Source organism: Paenimyroides viscosum (assembly GCF_003858535.1).
Lineage (GTDB): Bacteria > Bacteroidota > Bacteroidia > Flavobacteriales > Flavobacteriaceae > Flavobacterium > Flavobacterium viscosum.
In genome coordinates this window covers 41,968-57,738 of record NZ_RQTJ01000002.1, presented here as the reverse complement: position 1 = coordinate 57,738, position 15,771 = coordinate 41,968, and the positions used below count along the sequence as shown (strand labels likewise).

16 protein-coding genes and 3 tRNA genes are annotated in these 15,771 nt (G+C 33.7%); 13 read left to right on the top strand and 6 right to left on the bottom strand.

Features of this window, described 5'->3' with window-relative positions:
* Positions 1-54: 54 nt before the first annotated feature.
* From EG242_RS01320 to EG242_RS01305, 4 genes are all read right to left on the bottom strand, one after another.
* Complete coding sequence (locus tag EG242_RS01320; protein ID WP_124898118.1) at positions 55-1,107, bottom strand: PA0069 family radical SAM protein; 1,053 nt, start codon at positions 1,105-1,107, stop codon at positions 55-57.
* A 70-nt stretch (positions 1,108-1,177) separates the two neighbouring features.
* On the bottom strand, positions 1,178-1,891 hold the full coding sequence (locus tag EG242_RS01315; protein WP_124898117.1) for a tRNA1(Val) (adenine(37)-N6)-methyltransferase: 714 nt from the start codon (positions 1,889-1,891) through the stop codon (positions 1,178-1,180).
* 52 nt (positions 1,892-1,943) lie between these two features.
* Entirely contained in the window at positions 1,944-2,468 is a 525-nt protein-coding gene (rimM, locus tag EG242_RS01310; protein WP_124898116.1) for a ribosome maturation factor RimM, read from the bottom strand.
* Between the two features lie 17 nt (positions 2,469-2,485).
* Positions 2,486-3,013: a 30S ribosomal protein S16 gene (locus tag EG242_RS01305; RefSeq protein ID WP_124898115.1), complete on the bottom strand. Its 528-nt coding sequence runs from the start codon at positions 3,011-3,013 to the stop codon at positions 2,486-2,488.
* A 218-nt stretch (positions 3,014-3,231) separates the two neighbouring features.
* On the opposite strand from EG242_RS01305, the gene EG242_RS01300 reads away from it, so the two are divergent.
* The 12 genes from EG242_RS01300 (at position 3,232) to EG242_RS01245 (ending at position 13,627) form a co-directional block, all read left to right on the top strand.
* Positions 3,232-3,747, top strand: a complete 516-nt coding sequence (locus EG242_RS01300; RefSeq protein WP_124898114.1) for a DUF6252 family protein — start codon at positions 3,232-3,234, stop codon at positions 3,745-3,747.
* A gap of 94 nt (positions 3,748-3,841) precedes the next feature.
* Entirely contained in the window at positions 3,842-8,380 is a 4,539-nt protein-coding gene (gene dnaE, locus EG242_RS01295) for a DNA polymerase III subunit alpha (protein WP_124898113.1), read from the top strand.
* A 97-nt stretch (positions 8,381-8,477) separates the two neighbouring features.
* Positions 8,478-8,795, top strand: coding sequence for a thioredoxin (gene trxA, locus EG242_RS01290; protein WP_091517547.1), 318 nt, complete (start codon positions 8,478-8,480; stop codon positions 8,793-8,795).
* 195 nt (positions 8,796-8,990) lie between these two features.
* Positions 8,991-9,064, top strand: a tRNA-Asp gene (locus EG242_RS01285).
* Between the two features lie 64 nt (positions 9,065-9,128).
* A tRNA-Asp gene (locus EG242_RS01280) sits at positions 9,129-9,205 on the top strand.
* A gap of 51 nt (positions 9,206-9,256) precedes the next feature.
* Positions 9,257-9,330 (top strand) — tRNA-Asp (locus tag EG242_RS01275).
* A 161-nt stretch (positions 9,331-9,491) separates the two neighbouring features.
* On the top strand, positions 9,492-10,364 hold the full coding sequence (locus EG242_RS01270) for a hypothetical protein (protein ID WP_124898112.1): 873 nt from the start codon (positions 9,492-9,494) through the stop codon (positions 10,362-10,364).
* 28 nt (positions 10,365-10,392) lie between these two features.
* Positions 10,393-10,770 carry a hypothetical protein gene (locus tag EG242_RS01265; RefSeq protein ID WP_124898111.1) on the top strand — a complete coding sequence of 126 codons (378 nt, stop codon included), beginning with the start codon at positions 10,393-10,395 and terminating at the stop codon, positions 10,768-10,770.
* A complete protein-coding gene (locus tag EG242_RS01260; protein ID WP_124898110.1) occupies positions 10,771-11,487 on the top strand; it encodes an energy transducer TonB in 717 nt (238 codons plus the stop codon).
* 60 nt (positions 11,488-11,547) lie between these two features.
* Complete coding sequence (locus EG242_RS01255; protein ID WP_124898109.1) at positions 11,548-12,381, top strand: energy transducer TonB; 834 nt, start codon at positions 11,548-11,550, stop codon at positions 12,379-12,381.
* Positions 12,378-13,229 carry an energy transducer TonB gene (locus EG242_RS01250; protein WP_124898108.1) on the top strand — a complete coding sequence of 284 codons (852 nt, stop codon included), beginning with the start codon at positions 12,378-12,380 and terminating at the stop codon, positions 13,227-13,229. The genes EG242_RS01255 and EG242_RS01250 overlap by 4 nt, the downstream gene beginning before the upstream one ends.
* Positions 13,230-13,231: 2 nt before the next feature.
* On the top strand, positions 13,232-13,627 hold the full coding sequence (locus tag EG242_RS01245; RefSeq protein ID WP_124898107.1) for an energy transducer TonB: 396 nt from the start codon (positions 13,232-13,234) through the stop codon (positions 13,625-13,627).
* On the opposite strand, the gene EG242_RS01240 is transcribed toward EG242_RS01245, so the two are convergent.
* A complete protein-coding gene (locus EG242_RS01240) occupies positions 13,624-14,124 on the bottom strand; it encodes a DUF456 domain-containing protein (RefSeq protein ID WP_124898106.1) in 501 nt (166 codons plus the stop codon). The genes EG242_RS01245 and EG242_RS01240 overlap by 4 nt on opposite strands.
* A gap of 44 nt (positions 14,125-14,168) precedes the next feature.
* On the opposite strand from EG242_RS01240, the gene EG242_RS01235 reads away from it, so the two are divergent.
* Positions 14,169-14,648, top strand: coding sequence for a hypothetical protein (locus EG242_RS01235; protein ID WP_124898105.1), 480 nt, complete (start codon positions 14,169-14,171; stop codon positions 14,646-14,648).
* Here EG242_RS01235 and EG242_RS01230 read toward each other — a convergent pair.
* Positions 14,599-15,567 carry a lysylphosphatidylglycerol synthase domain-containing protein gene (locus EG242_RS01230; protein ID WP_124898104.1) on the bottom strand — a complete coding sequence of 323 codons (969 nt, stop codon included), beginning with the start codon at positions 15,565-15,567 and terminating at the stop codon, positions 14,599-14,601. The two genes, EG242_RS01235 and EG242_RS01230, sit on opposite strands and share 50 nt — an antisense overlap.
* Between the last annotated feature and the right edge of the window lie 204 nt (positions 15,568-15,771).

The following is a 15,771-nucleotide window of genomic DNA, read 5'->3' as shown; positions in this document are numbered from 1 at the left end:
GAAAAAAGTTTGATGGAAGAAAAAGATTTAAAGTATATAAATTAAGATGGAATGTTAGAACAATCGCAACTGTTCGCCTTTTGTACCATCAAAAAAATCGGTTGATAACGCAGGAAATTTAGATCGATTAAAAAACTTCTTTCTACCAATTTCAAACGTTTTGTGAATTATATCGGAGAAATTTCCGTTGCCGGTATTTCTTTTAGCAATATTCTTTTCTGCCAGATTTCCTTTATGCAACGATGCTATTTGGTTTAAAACCTTTTCTTTTCGGTCGGGATAATGTGTTTCTAACCAATTTTTAAAAATAGGTTCCACTTCATCGTTCAAACCTACTAAAGTATATCCAAAAGAATTTGCTCCGTTTTCAGCAACTGTTTTTAAAATAGGTAGAATTTCCATGCTGTTTAATCCGGGGATTATCGGCGCAACCATTACGTGTGTAGGAATCTTGTTTTCCGCTAAAGTTTGTAGTGCTTTCAGCTTTGTTTTTACCGATGATGTTCTGGGTTCTAAAACCCGACGCAAATCTTCGTTTATGGTAGGAATACTTAAGGATACATTAACCAGATTTTTAACAGCCAGTTGTTTTAAAATATCTAAATCGCGCAATATTAAGGCGTTTTTTGTTATGATACTCACCGGATGGCGGTAATCTAGGCACAACTGTAATATTTTTCTAGTGATTTCTAATTTGCGTTCTAAAGGTTGGTAGCAATCTGTGTTGCCTGAAAGTTGAATGGTTGATGCTTTGTAACCACGCTTTAAAAAGAATTGTTCTAAAAGTTCCGGAGCATTTTTCTTTACTAAGATAATGCGTTCAAAATCTACACCGGCGCTAAATCCCCAATATTGGTGCGTAGGTCTAGCGTAACAATACGCGCAACCGTGTTCGCAACCCTGATACGGATTTACAGAATACAGAAAAGGTAAGCTGTTGCCTTTTACTTTATTGACAATGGTTTTTGGAAAAACTTCTAATATCTGAGTTTTTGCAATATCATCTTCATAATCATCTTGATAGATCGACGTTTTATACCTGTTCTTAAAAAACCGATTGTGAATGTTCTCTACAGCTCCTTGTCCTTTTATAAATTCCTTTTTCATAATAACGATTATTGCACACCATAAAATTAATAGGCTAATATGGCATTAAACGTCGTTTATAAAATGAAATCTATAACTTCAAATAAAAATCTTTTGTTAGGTCGATGTATTCTGGGGTGTATTTGTGGCGATCTGTTTCAATGATTAATTCATCAACAAATGGTTGTTGTTCTATTCGTGAAAAAGCTAGTAAACTACGTTTGATTTCAGATGTTCCATTTCCTTTAACGCGAGTTATTTTCAATGGAAATAATCCAATAGATTGCGCTAGTTCTATAAAACTTTCTTCTTCTTTATAAGGAATAATAACCGCGAAAATTCCGTTTTCTGAAAGTAATGCTTGTGCCGATTCTATTAATTCATCAAACGGTAAAGCTTCCTGAAAGCGTGCTTGGTCTCGTTTGTCATTACCTGATGAATAATTTTCGGAATAAAAAGGTGGGTTCGATACAATTAAATCGTATTCTTCTTCGTCTTCAAAAAGTTCTTCGGTGAATTCATCAATCGATGCATGATAACAAAACAACCGATCGTTCCATTTACTTTGTTCAAAATTTTCTACGCATTGTTCGTAAGCTTCTTCGTCAATCTCTACCGCATCTATCTGCTGTGCATGGCTTCTTTGAGCTAACATTAAAGAAATTAAACCGGTGCCTGAGCCAATATCTAATATATTAAATGGTTTATGGGAAATAGGAGTCCAAGCGCCTAACAAAACGCCGTCTGTACCAACTTTCATGGCACAACGATCTTGTTCTATGGTGAATTGTTTAAATGAGAACATTGAAGTAGAATTTACTTCAAAATTACTGTTTTAAAATGAAAATAAGTGGTAATTAAATATACAAATCAATCAATCCCTCTGGAGTATTGAAGAGAATTGACTTGTTTTCGCGGTTTACTTCAATGATGAATTCATCAATTAAAGGAATTAAAATAATGGCTTCGTCTTTTTGAACTTCAAACAAAGCTTGTACGCCATTATCTAAAATTCTTAAAACGGTTCCGAAGTTACCTAATCGCTGATCTATGGCGTCAAAACCAACAACTTCGTGGTAATAAAATTTATTGCCTTCTAAAGTAGGAAGCATAGTAAGAGGTAAGTAAACATCTTTGCCAACAATGGTATCTGCTTCTTCTTCAGATTCCATATCTTCAAACTTTGTTCGAAGGAATTTTTCTCTATGGATTGATGATCTTTCAATAAAAAAAGGAACCAAATGTCCGTTTGTTTCAACGAACATTGATTCCAATTCTGTGTACATTTCAGGTTCATCCGTATCTAAATAGACCAAGACTTCGCCTTTGAAACTAAATTTCTTTGCGATTTTTCCTAAATAAAAACAATCTTTTTTACGCATTAAAAATCGCTTACAAATTATGCTTCAGTTTCTTCTGTATTTTCTTCTACTTCTGGAGTAGCTTCTTCTGCAGTTGCAGCTTCAGCAGCAGCTTTAGCTTCTTGTGCAGCAGCAATACGTTTTGCATTTACTTCTTTTTCTGCATTTAATGCAGCTGTTCTAGTAGCAGCTTTATTGTCAGCTAATCCAGAAACTTTTGTGCCTACTTTGTTTGCTTTTTCATCTAACCAAGCAGTGAATTTAGCTTCAGCTTGCTCTTCTGTTAAAGCACCTTTACGAACACCTCCGTTTAAGTGGTGTTTCAATAATGCACCTTTGTAAGATAAAATAGCGCGAGCAGTATCTGTTGGTTGTGCACCGTTAAATAACCATTTTGCAGCAGCGTCAACGTTTAAGTCAATTGTTGCAGGGTTAGTGTTTGGATTGTAAGTTCCGATTTTTTCTAAGAATTTACCATCTCTTTTAGCACGTGCATCAGCAGCTACTACCCAGTAAAAAGGTTTTCCTTTTTTACCGTGTCTTTGTAATCTAATTTTTACAGACATAATCTTTAAATGATTTAATTGAGGTTCCCGACCTCTTTGTTATTATTTGAAGTGCAAAAGTAATTATTTTTTTTTTATGATTGATTATAAACCATTAAAAGTTAGTGTTAAATTGTTAAAATTAAAAAAAGTTAAATAATTATTAAAAAAAATGATAGCCTATAAAGAAAAAATTCTATTTTTGTTTGGTAACATTGAATTCAGAATCTATAACGAATATGAAAAAATACTTTTTATTTGCATTAATGGCGTTCTCATTGGTTTCGTGCGAAGAAGAACTAACTATAAATAACCCAACGTTTGAAGCTATGAATAGCTACGATTTTTGGAGAGCTACCAAAATGACAGCTAATGTTGATAACGGTAATTTAGTAATTGTTGGTGCAACCGATTCAGAAAACGTTACTTTATTCATACAAAACTATGAATCAGGGAAAGAGTATGAATTAGGTACAACTAATTATCATGTTGCTACTTACTCTAAAATAGAAAAAGATACGGTTTATCTTTACAGTACCTCTTCATCAACAGGAAAAGGTTATATTAAGTTAGATGCTCCAGAAAAGCAGCAAGATGGAACAATTTCAGGAACGTTCTATGCCGAAATGGTTCCAGTAGATCCAACGTTGGTTTTACCAAATACACCGCTTGTTAATTTTAATAAGGGTGTGTTTTTTAGAATTCCTATAGTTTATCCACCAATAGTAGAAACTCCAGAAACACCAAATCCGTAATAAATAAACGTGATTAATATATACTTAGGTCGTTCTTTTTAAGAACGACTTTTTTTTATTGTAACTTTGTATAAAATCAACCTAAATTTTAACCATGTATATTATTTTTGATACAGAAACAACTGGTTTACCTAAAGATTGGAACGCACCTATTACAGATGTTGATAACTGGCCGCGTTGTATACAGATTGCTTGGCAGTTGCATGATGAAATGGGAAATTTAATAGAACACGAAGATTATCTTATTAAGCCCGCTGGATTTGATATACCTTACGATTCTGAACGAATTCACGGTATTTCCACTTTATTAGCTACCGAAAAAGGTGTCGATATAAATTCTGTTCTTGCCAAGTTTAACACGGCTTTGGGTAAAGCTAAATTTGTTGTAGGACAAAATGTGGGTTTTGATTTGAATATTATGGGAGCCGAGTTTCATCGTGCTCAAAAAACTACTCCCCTAAACACTATCGCGGTTTTAGATACCTGTACCGAAGTTACGGCAAGTTTATTGAAACTCCCAGGTGGTCGTGGTGGTCGTTTTAAATTACCAACTTTAACAGAATTACACGAATATTTATTTGGAGTGCCTTTTGGCGAAGCGCACAACGCAACTGCCGATGTGGAAGCTACTACAAGATGTTTTTTTGAATTGATTCGTAAAAATGGTTTTACTGAAACGCAATTACAACAACCAAACGGTTATTTAGAGAAATTTAAAGAAGTAAATCCGCAACCTTTTCAGTTAATCGGGTTAAAACACATCAACCTTAAAAAAGCATCCGAAGAAATTCGCAAGCAGTTAGAAGCTGCTGGTGTTATTAAAGACGAAGCTCAAAAAACTACGATTTCTGCCGATGTTAAAAAAGCATACAACGAAGCTGTTTTTGCTCATTTACATAATCATACGCAGTTTTCGGTTTTGCAATCAACCATTGATATTGGTGCAATGATTAAAAAATCGGCGAAAGAAAAAATGTCAGCCGTTTCTATGACCGATCACGGGAATATGATGGGCGCTTTTAAGTTTGTAAGTGCAGTTTTAGATCATAACAAAAACGTAAAGAAAGCCAACGAAGCTGCAATTGAAAATGGAGAAGATCCTACGGAAACCGAGATGAAACCAATTGTTGGTTGCGAGTTTTTTGTGTGCGAAAATTATACAGATAAATCAAAAAAAGACAACGGATATCAGATTGTTCTTCTGGCAAAAAATAAAAAGGGATATCACAACCTTGCGAAATTATCGTCAATAGCGTCAATCAATGGTTTTTACTACGTTCCGCGTATCGATAAGCAAGTTCTTTTGCAATATAAAGAAGATATTATTGTGCTTTCCGGAAATTTATATGGTGAAGTGCCAAGTAAAATTTTGAATATTGGTGAAAAGCAGGCAGAAGATGCGTTGTTATGGTGGAAAGAACATTTTAAAGATGATTTTTATTTGGAAATCATGCGCCATAATCAGGAAGATGAAGATCGTGTAAATAAAACACTGATTGCGTTTTCTAAAAAGCATAACGTAAAACTAATCGCGACAAACAATACTTATTATTTAGAAAAATCCGATGCCAATGCACACGACATTTTACTGTGTGTAAAAGACGGTGAAAAGCAGGCAACGCCAATTGGTCGTGGTCGCGGTTATCGCTACGGCTTACCAAATCAAGAGTATTTTTATAAGACTCAAGATGAAATGAAGGCACTTTTTAAAGATCTGCCCGAAGCTATTATTAATATTCAGGAAATTGTCGATAAAATTGAAGTGTATTCTTTATACAGAGATATTTTACTTCCAAAGTTTGATATTCCTGCCGAATTTATTAATCCAGAAGATGATGTAGATGGCGGTAAACGTGGTGAAAATGCTTATTTACGATATTTAACGTACGAAGGTGCGAAGCGACGATACAAGGAAATCGACGATGTTATTACCGAACGATTAGATTTCGAACTAAAAACAGTAGAAAATTCTGGTTATCCGGGATATTTCCTAATTGTTCAAGATTTCATTGCCGAAGCGCGTAAAATGAATGTGTCGGTTGGGCCGGGTCGTGGATCTGCAGCAGGTTCAGCGGTGGCTTACTGTTTGGGAATTACCAATTTAGATCCTATAAAATATGATTTGCTTTTTGAGCGTTTCTTGAATCCCGATCGTGTGTCGATGCCCGATATTGATATCGATTTTGATGACGAAGGTCGTGGTCGCGTAATGGATTATGTAATCAATAAATATGGTGCAAATCAGGTGGCGCAAATTATTACCTATGGTAAAATGGCAACAAAATCGGCTATTAAAGATGCGGCGCGTGTATTAGATTTACCTTTATATGAATCGGAACGAATCGCTAAAATGATTCCGACTATGATGCCAAGTAAGTGGAATTTACGTCGATTTTTATCTGAACCCGAAGATGTAATCAAAAAAGCATTGCGATCTGATGAGTTTGATGCTGTAAAAGAATTAATAAGTATTGCCAATCAAAACGATCTGCTTTCGGAAACCATTCAACAGGCAAAAATTATCGAAGGATCTATGCGTAACACGGGAATTCATGCGTGTGGAGTAATTATTACGCCCGATGATATTACCAATTTCGTTCCTGTGCAAACCGCAAAAGATTCTGCTTTATATGTAACTCAGTTCGATAACTCGGTTGCCGAAAGTGCCGGTTTGCTAAAGATGGATTTCTTGGGCTTAAAAACCCTTACACTAATAAAAGATACAGTTGCTATTATAAAACAGCGTATTGGTTTAGAGATCGATCCGGAAGAAATTCCTATTGACGATGTTAAAACCTACGAATTATTCCAACGCGGAGAAACGGTTGGGGTTTTTCAGTACGAATCGCCCGGAATGCAGAAATATATGCGTGAGCTTAAGCCTACGGTTTTTGGTGATTTAATTGCCATGAATGCTTTGTATCGCCCGGGACCGTTAGAATATATTCCGTCGTTCGTTAAAAGAAAAAATGGTGAAGAAGAAATTACGTATGATTTAGATGCGTGCGAAGAATTTTTAAAAGAAACCTACGGAATTACCGTTTATCAGGAACAGGTAATGCTTTTGTCGCAAAAATTAGCTGATTTTACAAAAGGTGAAGCTGACGTTTTGCGTAAAGCAATGGGTAAAAAGCAAAAAGATGTTCTGGATAAAATGAAGCCTAAATTTGTAGAACAAGCAGCTGCAAAAGGGCACGATCCTAAAACATTAGAAAAAATCTGGAAAGACTGGGAGGCTTTTGCATCCTATGCCTTCAACAAATCGCACTCTACCTGTTATGCGTGGGTGGCGTATCAAACTGCCTATTTTAAGGCGCATTATCCGGCAGAATATATGGCTGCGGTACTGTCAAACAACATGAACGATATTAAATCGGTTACGTTTTTTATGGAAGAATGCCGTAGAATGGGATTAGATGTTTTAGGACCTGATGTGAACGAATCGCACTATAAATTTGCGGTGAACGAGAATTATCAGATCCGTTTTGGAATGGGTGCGATAAAAGGAGTGGGCGAGGGTGCTGTGAATACCATTATTGAACATAGAAAAGACGGGAATTATAAATCTATTTTTGATTTAGCGAAACGAATCGATTTAAGATCAGCCAATAAGAAAGCATTTGAAAACCTAGCATTAGCTGGTGGTTTCGATTGTTTTACCGATACACACCGCGGACAGTATTTTTATACAGAAGGCGACGGAATTACCTTTTTAGAAAAAGCCATGAAGTATGGTGGAAAGTATCAGGATAACGAAAATTCGGCACAAGTAAGTCTGTTTGGCGAATCAAGCGAAGTGCAAATTCCCGAGCCTGTAATTCCAAGTTGTGATGAATGGACAACCATGGAAAAGTTGGCTAAAGAAAAAGATGTGGTAGGAATTTATATTTCGGGACATCCGTTAGATGATTTTAAGTTTGAACTGAAATATTTCTGTAACGTGAAGCTGGAACAATTGAAGTATTTAGATCCTTTGGTGGGCAGAACGGTAACTTTTGGTGGAATGATTACAAATGTGCAGTTTAAAACATCGTCTAAAGGAAAAGATTGGGCGATTTTTACGGTTGAAGGATACGATGAAAGTATTGAAATGCGCATGTTTAACGAAGATTATTTGAAGAACCGACATTTTCTGCTGAACAATACCTTTGTGTATTTTAAAGTATATATTAAAGAAGGGTGGATTAAGAAAGATACCAACGAACGATCTGAACCGCGCATGCAGTTTGTGGAATTAAAGCTGTTAAACGAAGTAATACCAACGTTTGCAAAAAAACTAATTATTCAGATCGATGTTCGTAAACTGAAAGAAATGGAAGTTGAAAAAATAAGATTTGTAATGGATAAAAATCCAGGTACAAAGGCGGTTGTTTTTGAAGTGTTTGAATTAGAAGAAGTTCAAAACAGACTACAAACACAGGTGGTCCACAAACTTTTAGAAGATACATCGGAAGAATTTCCAGACGATGTTTCAGAAGAAATCGAAGAAAAAACACCCGAAATTGAAGTGCCCGAAGTACAGTATCTAAAGAAAAATCTGTTAGAAATGCCAAGCAAAAATATGCGCATTGAAATATCATCAGATTTGTTGGAAGAGTTAGAGCGTATGCAGGTTTCGTTCCGTTTAAATTAAAAACCTTTATGTGTTATAGATATTAGTTATGGTTGTTAACTTGTGACAATTAAAAAAATAACTAAATTTGTATATAATAGATTTAAAAACTAAAATTATGGCTTTAGAAATAACAGATGCAACATTTGAAGAAGTAGTATTAAAATCAGCTCAACCAGTAGTAGTAGATTTTTGGGCAGAATGGTGTGGTCCTTGTAAAATGTTAGGTCCAACAATTGAAGAATTAGCTGGCGATTTTGAAGGAAAAGTAGTTGTTGGGAAAGTAGATGTAGATGCAAATCAAGATTTTGCTTCACAATACGGCGTAAGAAACATACCAACAGTGTTAATTTTCCAAAACGGAGAAGTTGTAGGTCGTCAAGTTGGTGTTGCGCCAAAACAAACTTACGTTGATGCACTTACCAAATTGTTGTAAACAAAACAAAATATATTAAAAGATACCAGAATTTAGTTCTGGTATTTTTTTTGTAATGTACTGAAAAGTAGCGTGCTGAAAAAAATATTTAAAAACACCTCTTATTTTTTTTAAAAAATGTTTGCACCGTTAGTAAATGGTCGTATATTTGCACCGTTGAAATGATGAAGCAATAGCAACATTAAGTTAACAAACGGTTTGGTAGTTCAGTTGGTTAGAATACATGCCTGTCACGCATGGGGTCGCGGGTTCGAGTCCCGTCCAGACCGCAAAAAAAGAACACGGTTCTTAATTTTGCGAAAGTAAAATTTCTTTGACATAAAACATTATCTTGGTTTGGTAGTTCAGTTGGTTAGAATACATGCCTGTCACGCATGGGGTCGCGGGTTCGAGTCCCGTCCAGACCGCCAAGATACAATAGCCCTTCGGTTACGAGGGGCTTTTGTGCCCTATAATGTTTTGGTTTGGTAGTTCAGTTGGTTAGAATACATGCCTGTCACGCATGGGGTCGCGGGTTCGAGTCCCGTCCAGACCGCGAGATTCTCGCTTTTTAGAATCAAAAATAGTTGTGTTGTTTAGGTACGCAAGTACCTGGTTTAGTAGTTAGACCAATGAAAAGCTTTCCAAATAGGAGGGCTTTTTTGATTTTTATCTTTCCTTAGAAAACCATAGTTTTGTGTTTAACAATACATAGCCATGAAAAAAACACTTTTAATACTATTTGTATTTCTTACTTACAACTTTTCAGCATTAGCACAAGACGAGGTTAAATCATTTGTTCAGCAAAAAGCATATCCAAAAGAAGGCTTGCAAGTTTTTATGAAAGAATTTGTAAATAAATTCGATTATAAAAACGCAGATAAAATACCTAACGATGTTACCGAAATTAAATTACGTGTAAAATTTATTGTAGAAAAAGACGGTACGTTTAACGACATAAAGTTAATTGATGATACCTACAATTTTAAAAATGAAGTAATACGTATTTTAAACGAAATGCCTGTTTGGAACGCCGCTATGCACGAAGGTAAAAACGTTCGGTCTGCATTCACATTGCCTATAACTATTAGAATAACTCCATCGGAAGTAACTTCACCAGACGAAATTGTTTTTAAAACACCAGACGAAATAAATACGTTCAAGGCTTCTTTAAAATCGAATAAAGTCGATACTGATTATTTTGATTTAACTTGTAATTGTACGTTAGCGAGAAGTTCAAAAAATGATGAATTGAAATCCGAAGAATTTTATATGCCTTCACAAGATCAAACTGCATCTTATAACGTAGCTTTCAGAAAATTAAGTTCGCAACAAGCAAAAGAAGAAATTGAAACTATTAAAAGTGATGCCGTAAAGCAAAATTCTGTTGTTAAAAAAGTGTCATTTAATGGGATAGAAGCTACAGAACTCCATGTAAATGTTCCTAACGGGGATTATGTAAATGTTTACCGAATGCTGTTTTTTTATCATAATGAACACGTTATCGCTGTAAGTGTAGTTACGTATAAAAAGCAAATAGCAGATTTGTTATTTGAGCATCTTAAACAAAACTTTAAATTAAAAATATAATTATATTTATAAAAAAAAAAACAGAAATATGAAAAAGATAGTTCTTTTATTTATTTGCCTATTATGCGTTATTTATGCACAAGCGCAAGAAAAAATATATAAAAACAATGAAGTTGATGTGGTTGCCGAACCGTATGAAGGAATAACAACATTTTACCAAACAGTTGCTAAGAAAATTAATGTGGTTAATACAGATAAAGCCGATTTTAACGTGTTTTTTGTGGTGGAAGCAGACGGAAGTTTATCTAACTTTAATGTAGAAGGCGTAAGTTTTGGGCAGGCAGAAAATGTAATTACCATACTAAAAGAAATGCCTAAATGGACAGCTGCTGTATATAAAAGCGAAAAAGTTCGTTCGCAAATTGTTTTACCCATAAAAGTAAAAAATAATAGAAATAAAGATTAAATGAAAAATAGTTTAGTTATTGTAATTGCATTTTTAATAGGCTTACAGCTAACAGCACAAGAGTTAACAGTAACAGAAGATAAAATTCACTCTTTTGTACAAGAAAAAGCATCTCCAATAAACGGATTTGAAGATTTTTATCAAGCTTTTGCAGCAGAATTTGATTTAAATGCCGCTGTACTTAAACAAGACGAAGTTACTTTTAAAGTAAAATTAGTGATTGAAAAAGACGGCAGTTTTTCTAACATTCAATTTCTGGGTGATGATTATGGTTATAAAGAAGAAACAAAAAGAGTTCTATATTTAATGCCTTATTGGAAACCCGCGAAACATAAGGATACCATTGTTAGATCTTACTTTACATTACCAATAAAATTAAAGAAACCTACCGAGCCTATTTTGTCCAAAAATACCGTTGTTGAAACAAAAAAAGCAGAACCAAAAGAAGGTTTGGCTGTGTTTATGAACGATTTTGTAAAGCAGTTTAAGTACGATAAAAAAGCAGTTAAAAAAGCTAAAGAGTTTAGTTTTAGGTTGGTGTTTTATATTGAGAAGGATGGTAGTTTAACGGATATACAAGTGATTGAAGATGAGTTTAATGTAGGTCAAGATGCTGTTAGAATAATGAAATTAATGCCAAGCTGGAATCCTGCAATGCATAACGGTTATATTGTGCGTTCACGTTTTACTATACCAATTAAAATAAGAGTAAATTAAAGTGTTACTAACTAAATGTATAAAAATAGAATATTTAGGTGTTTTACAGTTATAATTTTTATGCATTTTGGTGTATTACAGTCCATTACCCAAGAATCAAATGAAGTTGATCCGGACAAAGTATATAGATTTGTTCAAAAAAAGGCAGAACCAAGGCAAGGAATGTTCAAATTTTTGCAAGCCTTTACAAGTGAATTTAATTCGTTAGTTATTCCGCCGAAATTTGATGAGATATCTTTTAAATTAAAATTCATTATCGAAAAAAATGGTACGCTTTCTACTATCGAAATAGAAGAAAATGAGCATGCTTACGCTTACATCGAAGAAATTATAAGAGTTTTAAAAAAAGCACCTGCCTGGAAACCTGCCGAAATTAAAGGAAAAATAGTACGGTCTGTTCATGTAGTGCCTATTAAATTAAGGTTTCCAATGAGGAATGTTGATAAAGCACTATTGGAAAAATCAATTTTAGAAAGAACAGTAAGCACGGAATATTTTCAGTTTGAGTGTAATTGTAAGTTAATCAACAGCAATACAAACCAATACAATAAGGTTAAAGAATTTGCTTATAACACAGCAGATAACAGCGTTTTTTATTCAATTACTTTAAGGGAAATATTGTTAGCCAATGTAGAAAATCATTTTGATATAATTAAAGCCAATGCTGAAAAGCAGAACGCAACAACTAATGCGGTTGATTATAAAAATTACCAAGCTTTAGAAAGTAATTTTGCTGTTAATGGTAACGAAAATACGTTTTATAACAATACAATCCACTTTATCGCTGGTAATTATTTAATAAATATAACGGTGATTTCAACAAACGAACAAATTTCAAAATTTAATTTTGCCGATTTAAAACAAACGTTTAAGCTAAAAATAGATACATTATGAAAAATACAATATTAGTTTTCTTTTTTCTCTTCATAGGATTTAAAACAATTGCACAAGAAACAATAGATGTTGATGATATTAAGGTTCACAGCTTTGTGCAAAGAAAAGCTGAACCTAAAGAAGGTTTACAGTATTTTTATAAAAATTATATGCGTAAATTCAATTCAGCAAAATTTTCATCATCCACCGGCACATTAGATGTAAGATTAAAATTTGTTGTAGAAAAAGATGGTACTTTTAGTGGTATTCAAGTTCTAAATGAAAGTACTGAAGGTTTAGGCGAAGAAGCAATTCGTGTTTTAAAGACAATGCCAGTTTGGAAACCAGCTACTCATAACGGCAAAATTGTTCGTTCTGCTTTTACTCTACCAATCAAAATACGTGTTAATGAAGAAGATGAAAAAACTGAAGATATTGATGAATTAGAAGAAACAGACGCTATTATAACGGCTTCAATAGTAGAAACCGAATATTTTAAATTTGATTGCAATCAATGTAGTGTTCGGGATACAGGTTTGGCAACAGCCGATTACAGAATTGAGAATAAAGATAAAACTGTGGAATATCAGGTAACTATAATGCAAATGCCTGAAGATTTAGGTAATGAAATGGTGGAAATGTTAGATAATAATGTAAAAGACCCTTTAACAACTTTTGAAATTTCATTTTTAAATATGTCTATGAAAGAATTTGGTTTTTATGATGTGTACTTGAAAAATCCATATATACAAATTTTTTCATTTTACAAAAATGGTCATTTTATCAGCATTAGTGCGGGATCGTACAAACCAGAGTTAGCTGTGAGATTTATGAATGAATTAAAAGAAACCTTTAAACTTAAATTATAAATATGAAAAATATTTTTTTAGCCATTTTTATTCTTTTCGTAGGATCACAGGTAGTTGCTCAAGAATCAGATAAGGTTGATAATAACAAAGTACATAAGTTTGTTCAAAAAAAAGCTGAACCAAAAGAAGGTTTAAAGAAGTTCTATGAAAAAATGAGTGAAGAGTTTGATTCAAAAAAAATTCCGCCTGTTGATACTAAAGAAGTTCGTATTACCATTATGTTGACGGTTGAAAAAGATGGTTCGCTTAGTAATTTTACAGTATTGAAGGATGAATTTGGTATAGCAGAAGAAACAATTAAGATTTTAAAAAACATGCCAAAATGGAATCCTGCCCAAATAAATGGCAAAGCTACAACTTCACGTTTTAGTTTCCCAATTAAAATATCTGTAAATTAAAACCAAACACTCCAATATTTCCAAACGGTGTGAATGTAAATTCCAAATAAAACCATACAAAACACAAACTTTATAAAGGTAGATGCCAGAAAGCCTAAAAAGGATCCGGTTGCGGCTTTTAACGCTCGTTTAGAATCGTTTTGATCGAAAATCAGTTCACCAATAAAAGCACCCACAAATGGTCCGATGATAAATCCAAACGGAATAGGAGCCAGAATGCCTACGATCAATCCAATATTTGTGCCCCAAATTCCGTACTTGCTTCCGCCAAAACGTTTGGTTCCCTGTGCAGGAATCACGTAATCTAAAATCACAATGATCAGCGTAAAAACAAAGGTAATTCCCAATGTCCAATAGTCAAATTCAATGCTTGGCATGGTATAAAGTATCAACAAACCAATCCAACTTAAAGGCGGTCCTGGTACCGCAGGCAGCACACTTCCTGCAATGCCCACAAGCACAAACAATAAACTTACAATGAGTATTAAGATTTCCATAGTTATTTTGTATTTTTGCTTTTAAATTTACGATTTAATTTTTCATGAAAAATTATTGGGCATTTGTTTTTTTTACTTTTCTGCTTACTTCCTGCAATTTTGTTCAGAAAGAATTACCCAATTCCCAAGAGTTGCTAAGACGTGAACTGCATGCGATTGACTGGAGTAAGGTAGACACGTATCCTTCTTATGATTCATGCGAAAAACTGACCGATGCCATTGAAAATAAGGAATGTTTTTTTGATCGATTGAATTTCGAAGTGGTTAGAGTTTTAAAAACCGATTCTCTTGTTAAGATTTCTACGATCGATTCGGTTCAGCTTAAGGTCAGTATTTCATCAAACAGTGAAATTGATTTTAAGACGGAAGCTGTGAACGAAAAATTAATTCCGAAATTTATGTTAGATAGTATTCTGAAACAGCATCGTAAAAGTTTTTCTAAAATACAGCCAGCAACAAAACGCGGAATTCCAGTTACAACTCAGTTTGTGCTGAATGTAAAGTTCGATCCTTCTTCGGATTAAAAATTAGCAAAAAGAAACTTCCAATCGAAATAGGAATTACTAAATTCAATAACCAAATTAGTGCGGCAACAAGGGTTACGATCCAGCCATTAACACCAAAAAAGCTGAATAAATAAATAGCGACACTTCCTTTTAAAGCAAAATCTACCGCTTGAAAATTTGGCAAGCTCGATGCCAGCAGATAAATACTTGCAACAACCGCCAATAATACAAAATACGGAATTTCGACACTGAAAAGCGTGTACAGAATAAAGTACTGATGTATTAAAACCAAATACCTTAACAACGCCAGCCCCATGTTTTTTCGATGGATACTTTTAGGGATTTCGTTTAAACTTTTAAACAATGTTTGTAAAGAATAACCTTTTATTCTTATGTTTTTTACTAGAAGTATTACTAACACAATCGCGGTTAAAATCCCAAAAAACAATAAAATATATTTGGTGTCAATAAATTGGTGTAATGAATTTATGTAAATCGTACCAATTAACCCGAAAGTAACAGAGAAAATCACCTGAATTCCGTTGCATACCGCGTTTAAAAAAACAATTTTAACGGCGTCTTTTTTGTCGTAAAACCAAGCCTTGCCTGCATATTCGCCAATGCCGTTTGGTGTAACAATGCCAAATGTAATGCCAATTAAAACTTGTTTGGTACTTTCCCAAATGCTTATTGGTTTTACAACTTTAGCTAAATTCTGCCATTTTAAAATCTCTAAAAAACGGTTTAAAAATGTTAGCAGTAAAAGTATCGATACTAAAATCCAAGCATTGGTTTTTTGTAATGTTTGCGAAATAATATCCCAATTAAAATCTTTTTCTGTAAGCTGATTTCTTATAAAGAAAAAAGCACCGCCCACTACCAGTAACTTAAGTAGTAATAATAAGATTTTTTTAAGTTGGGGCGTCAGAAATTTCATACTGCAAAGGAATGATTTTTTTAAGCATACACATACTAAATTAACGATTTATATTGATGATTAATTTTGAACCTTAAAAAAATGCTCCAAAATTTTTGGAGCATTTTTTTGATAATCTTGAATTTGTAAAGTGTGTTATTAGATAAATTATCTTTTTGAAACTATGGATCAAAAAATATTATCTAATTCTTTATACATATCGTC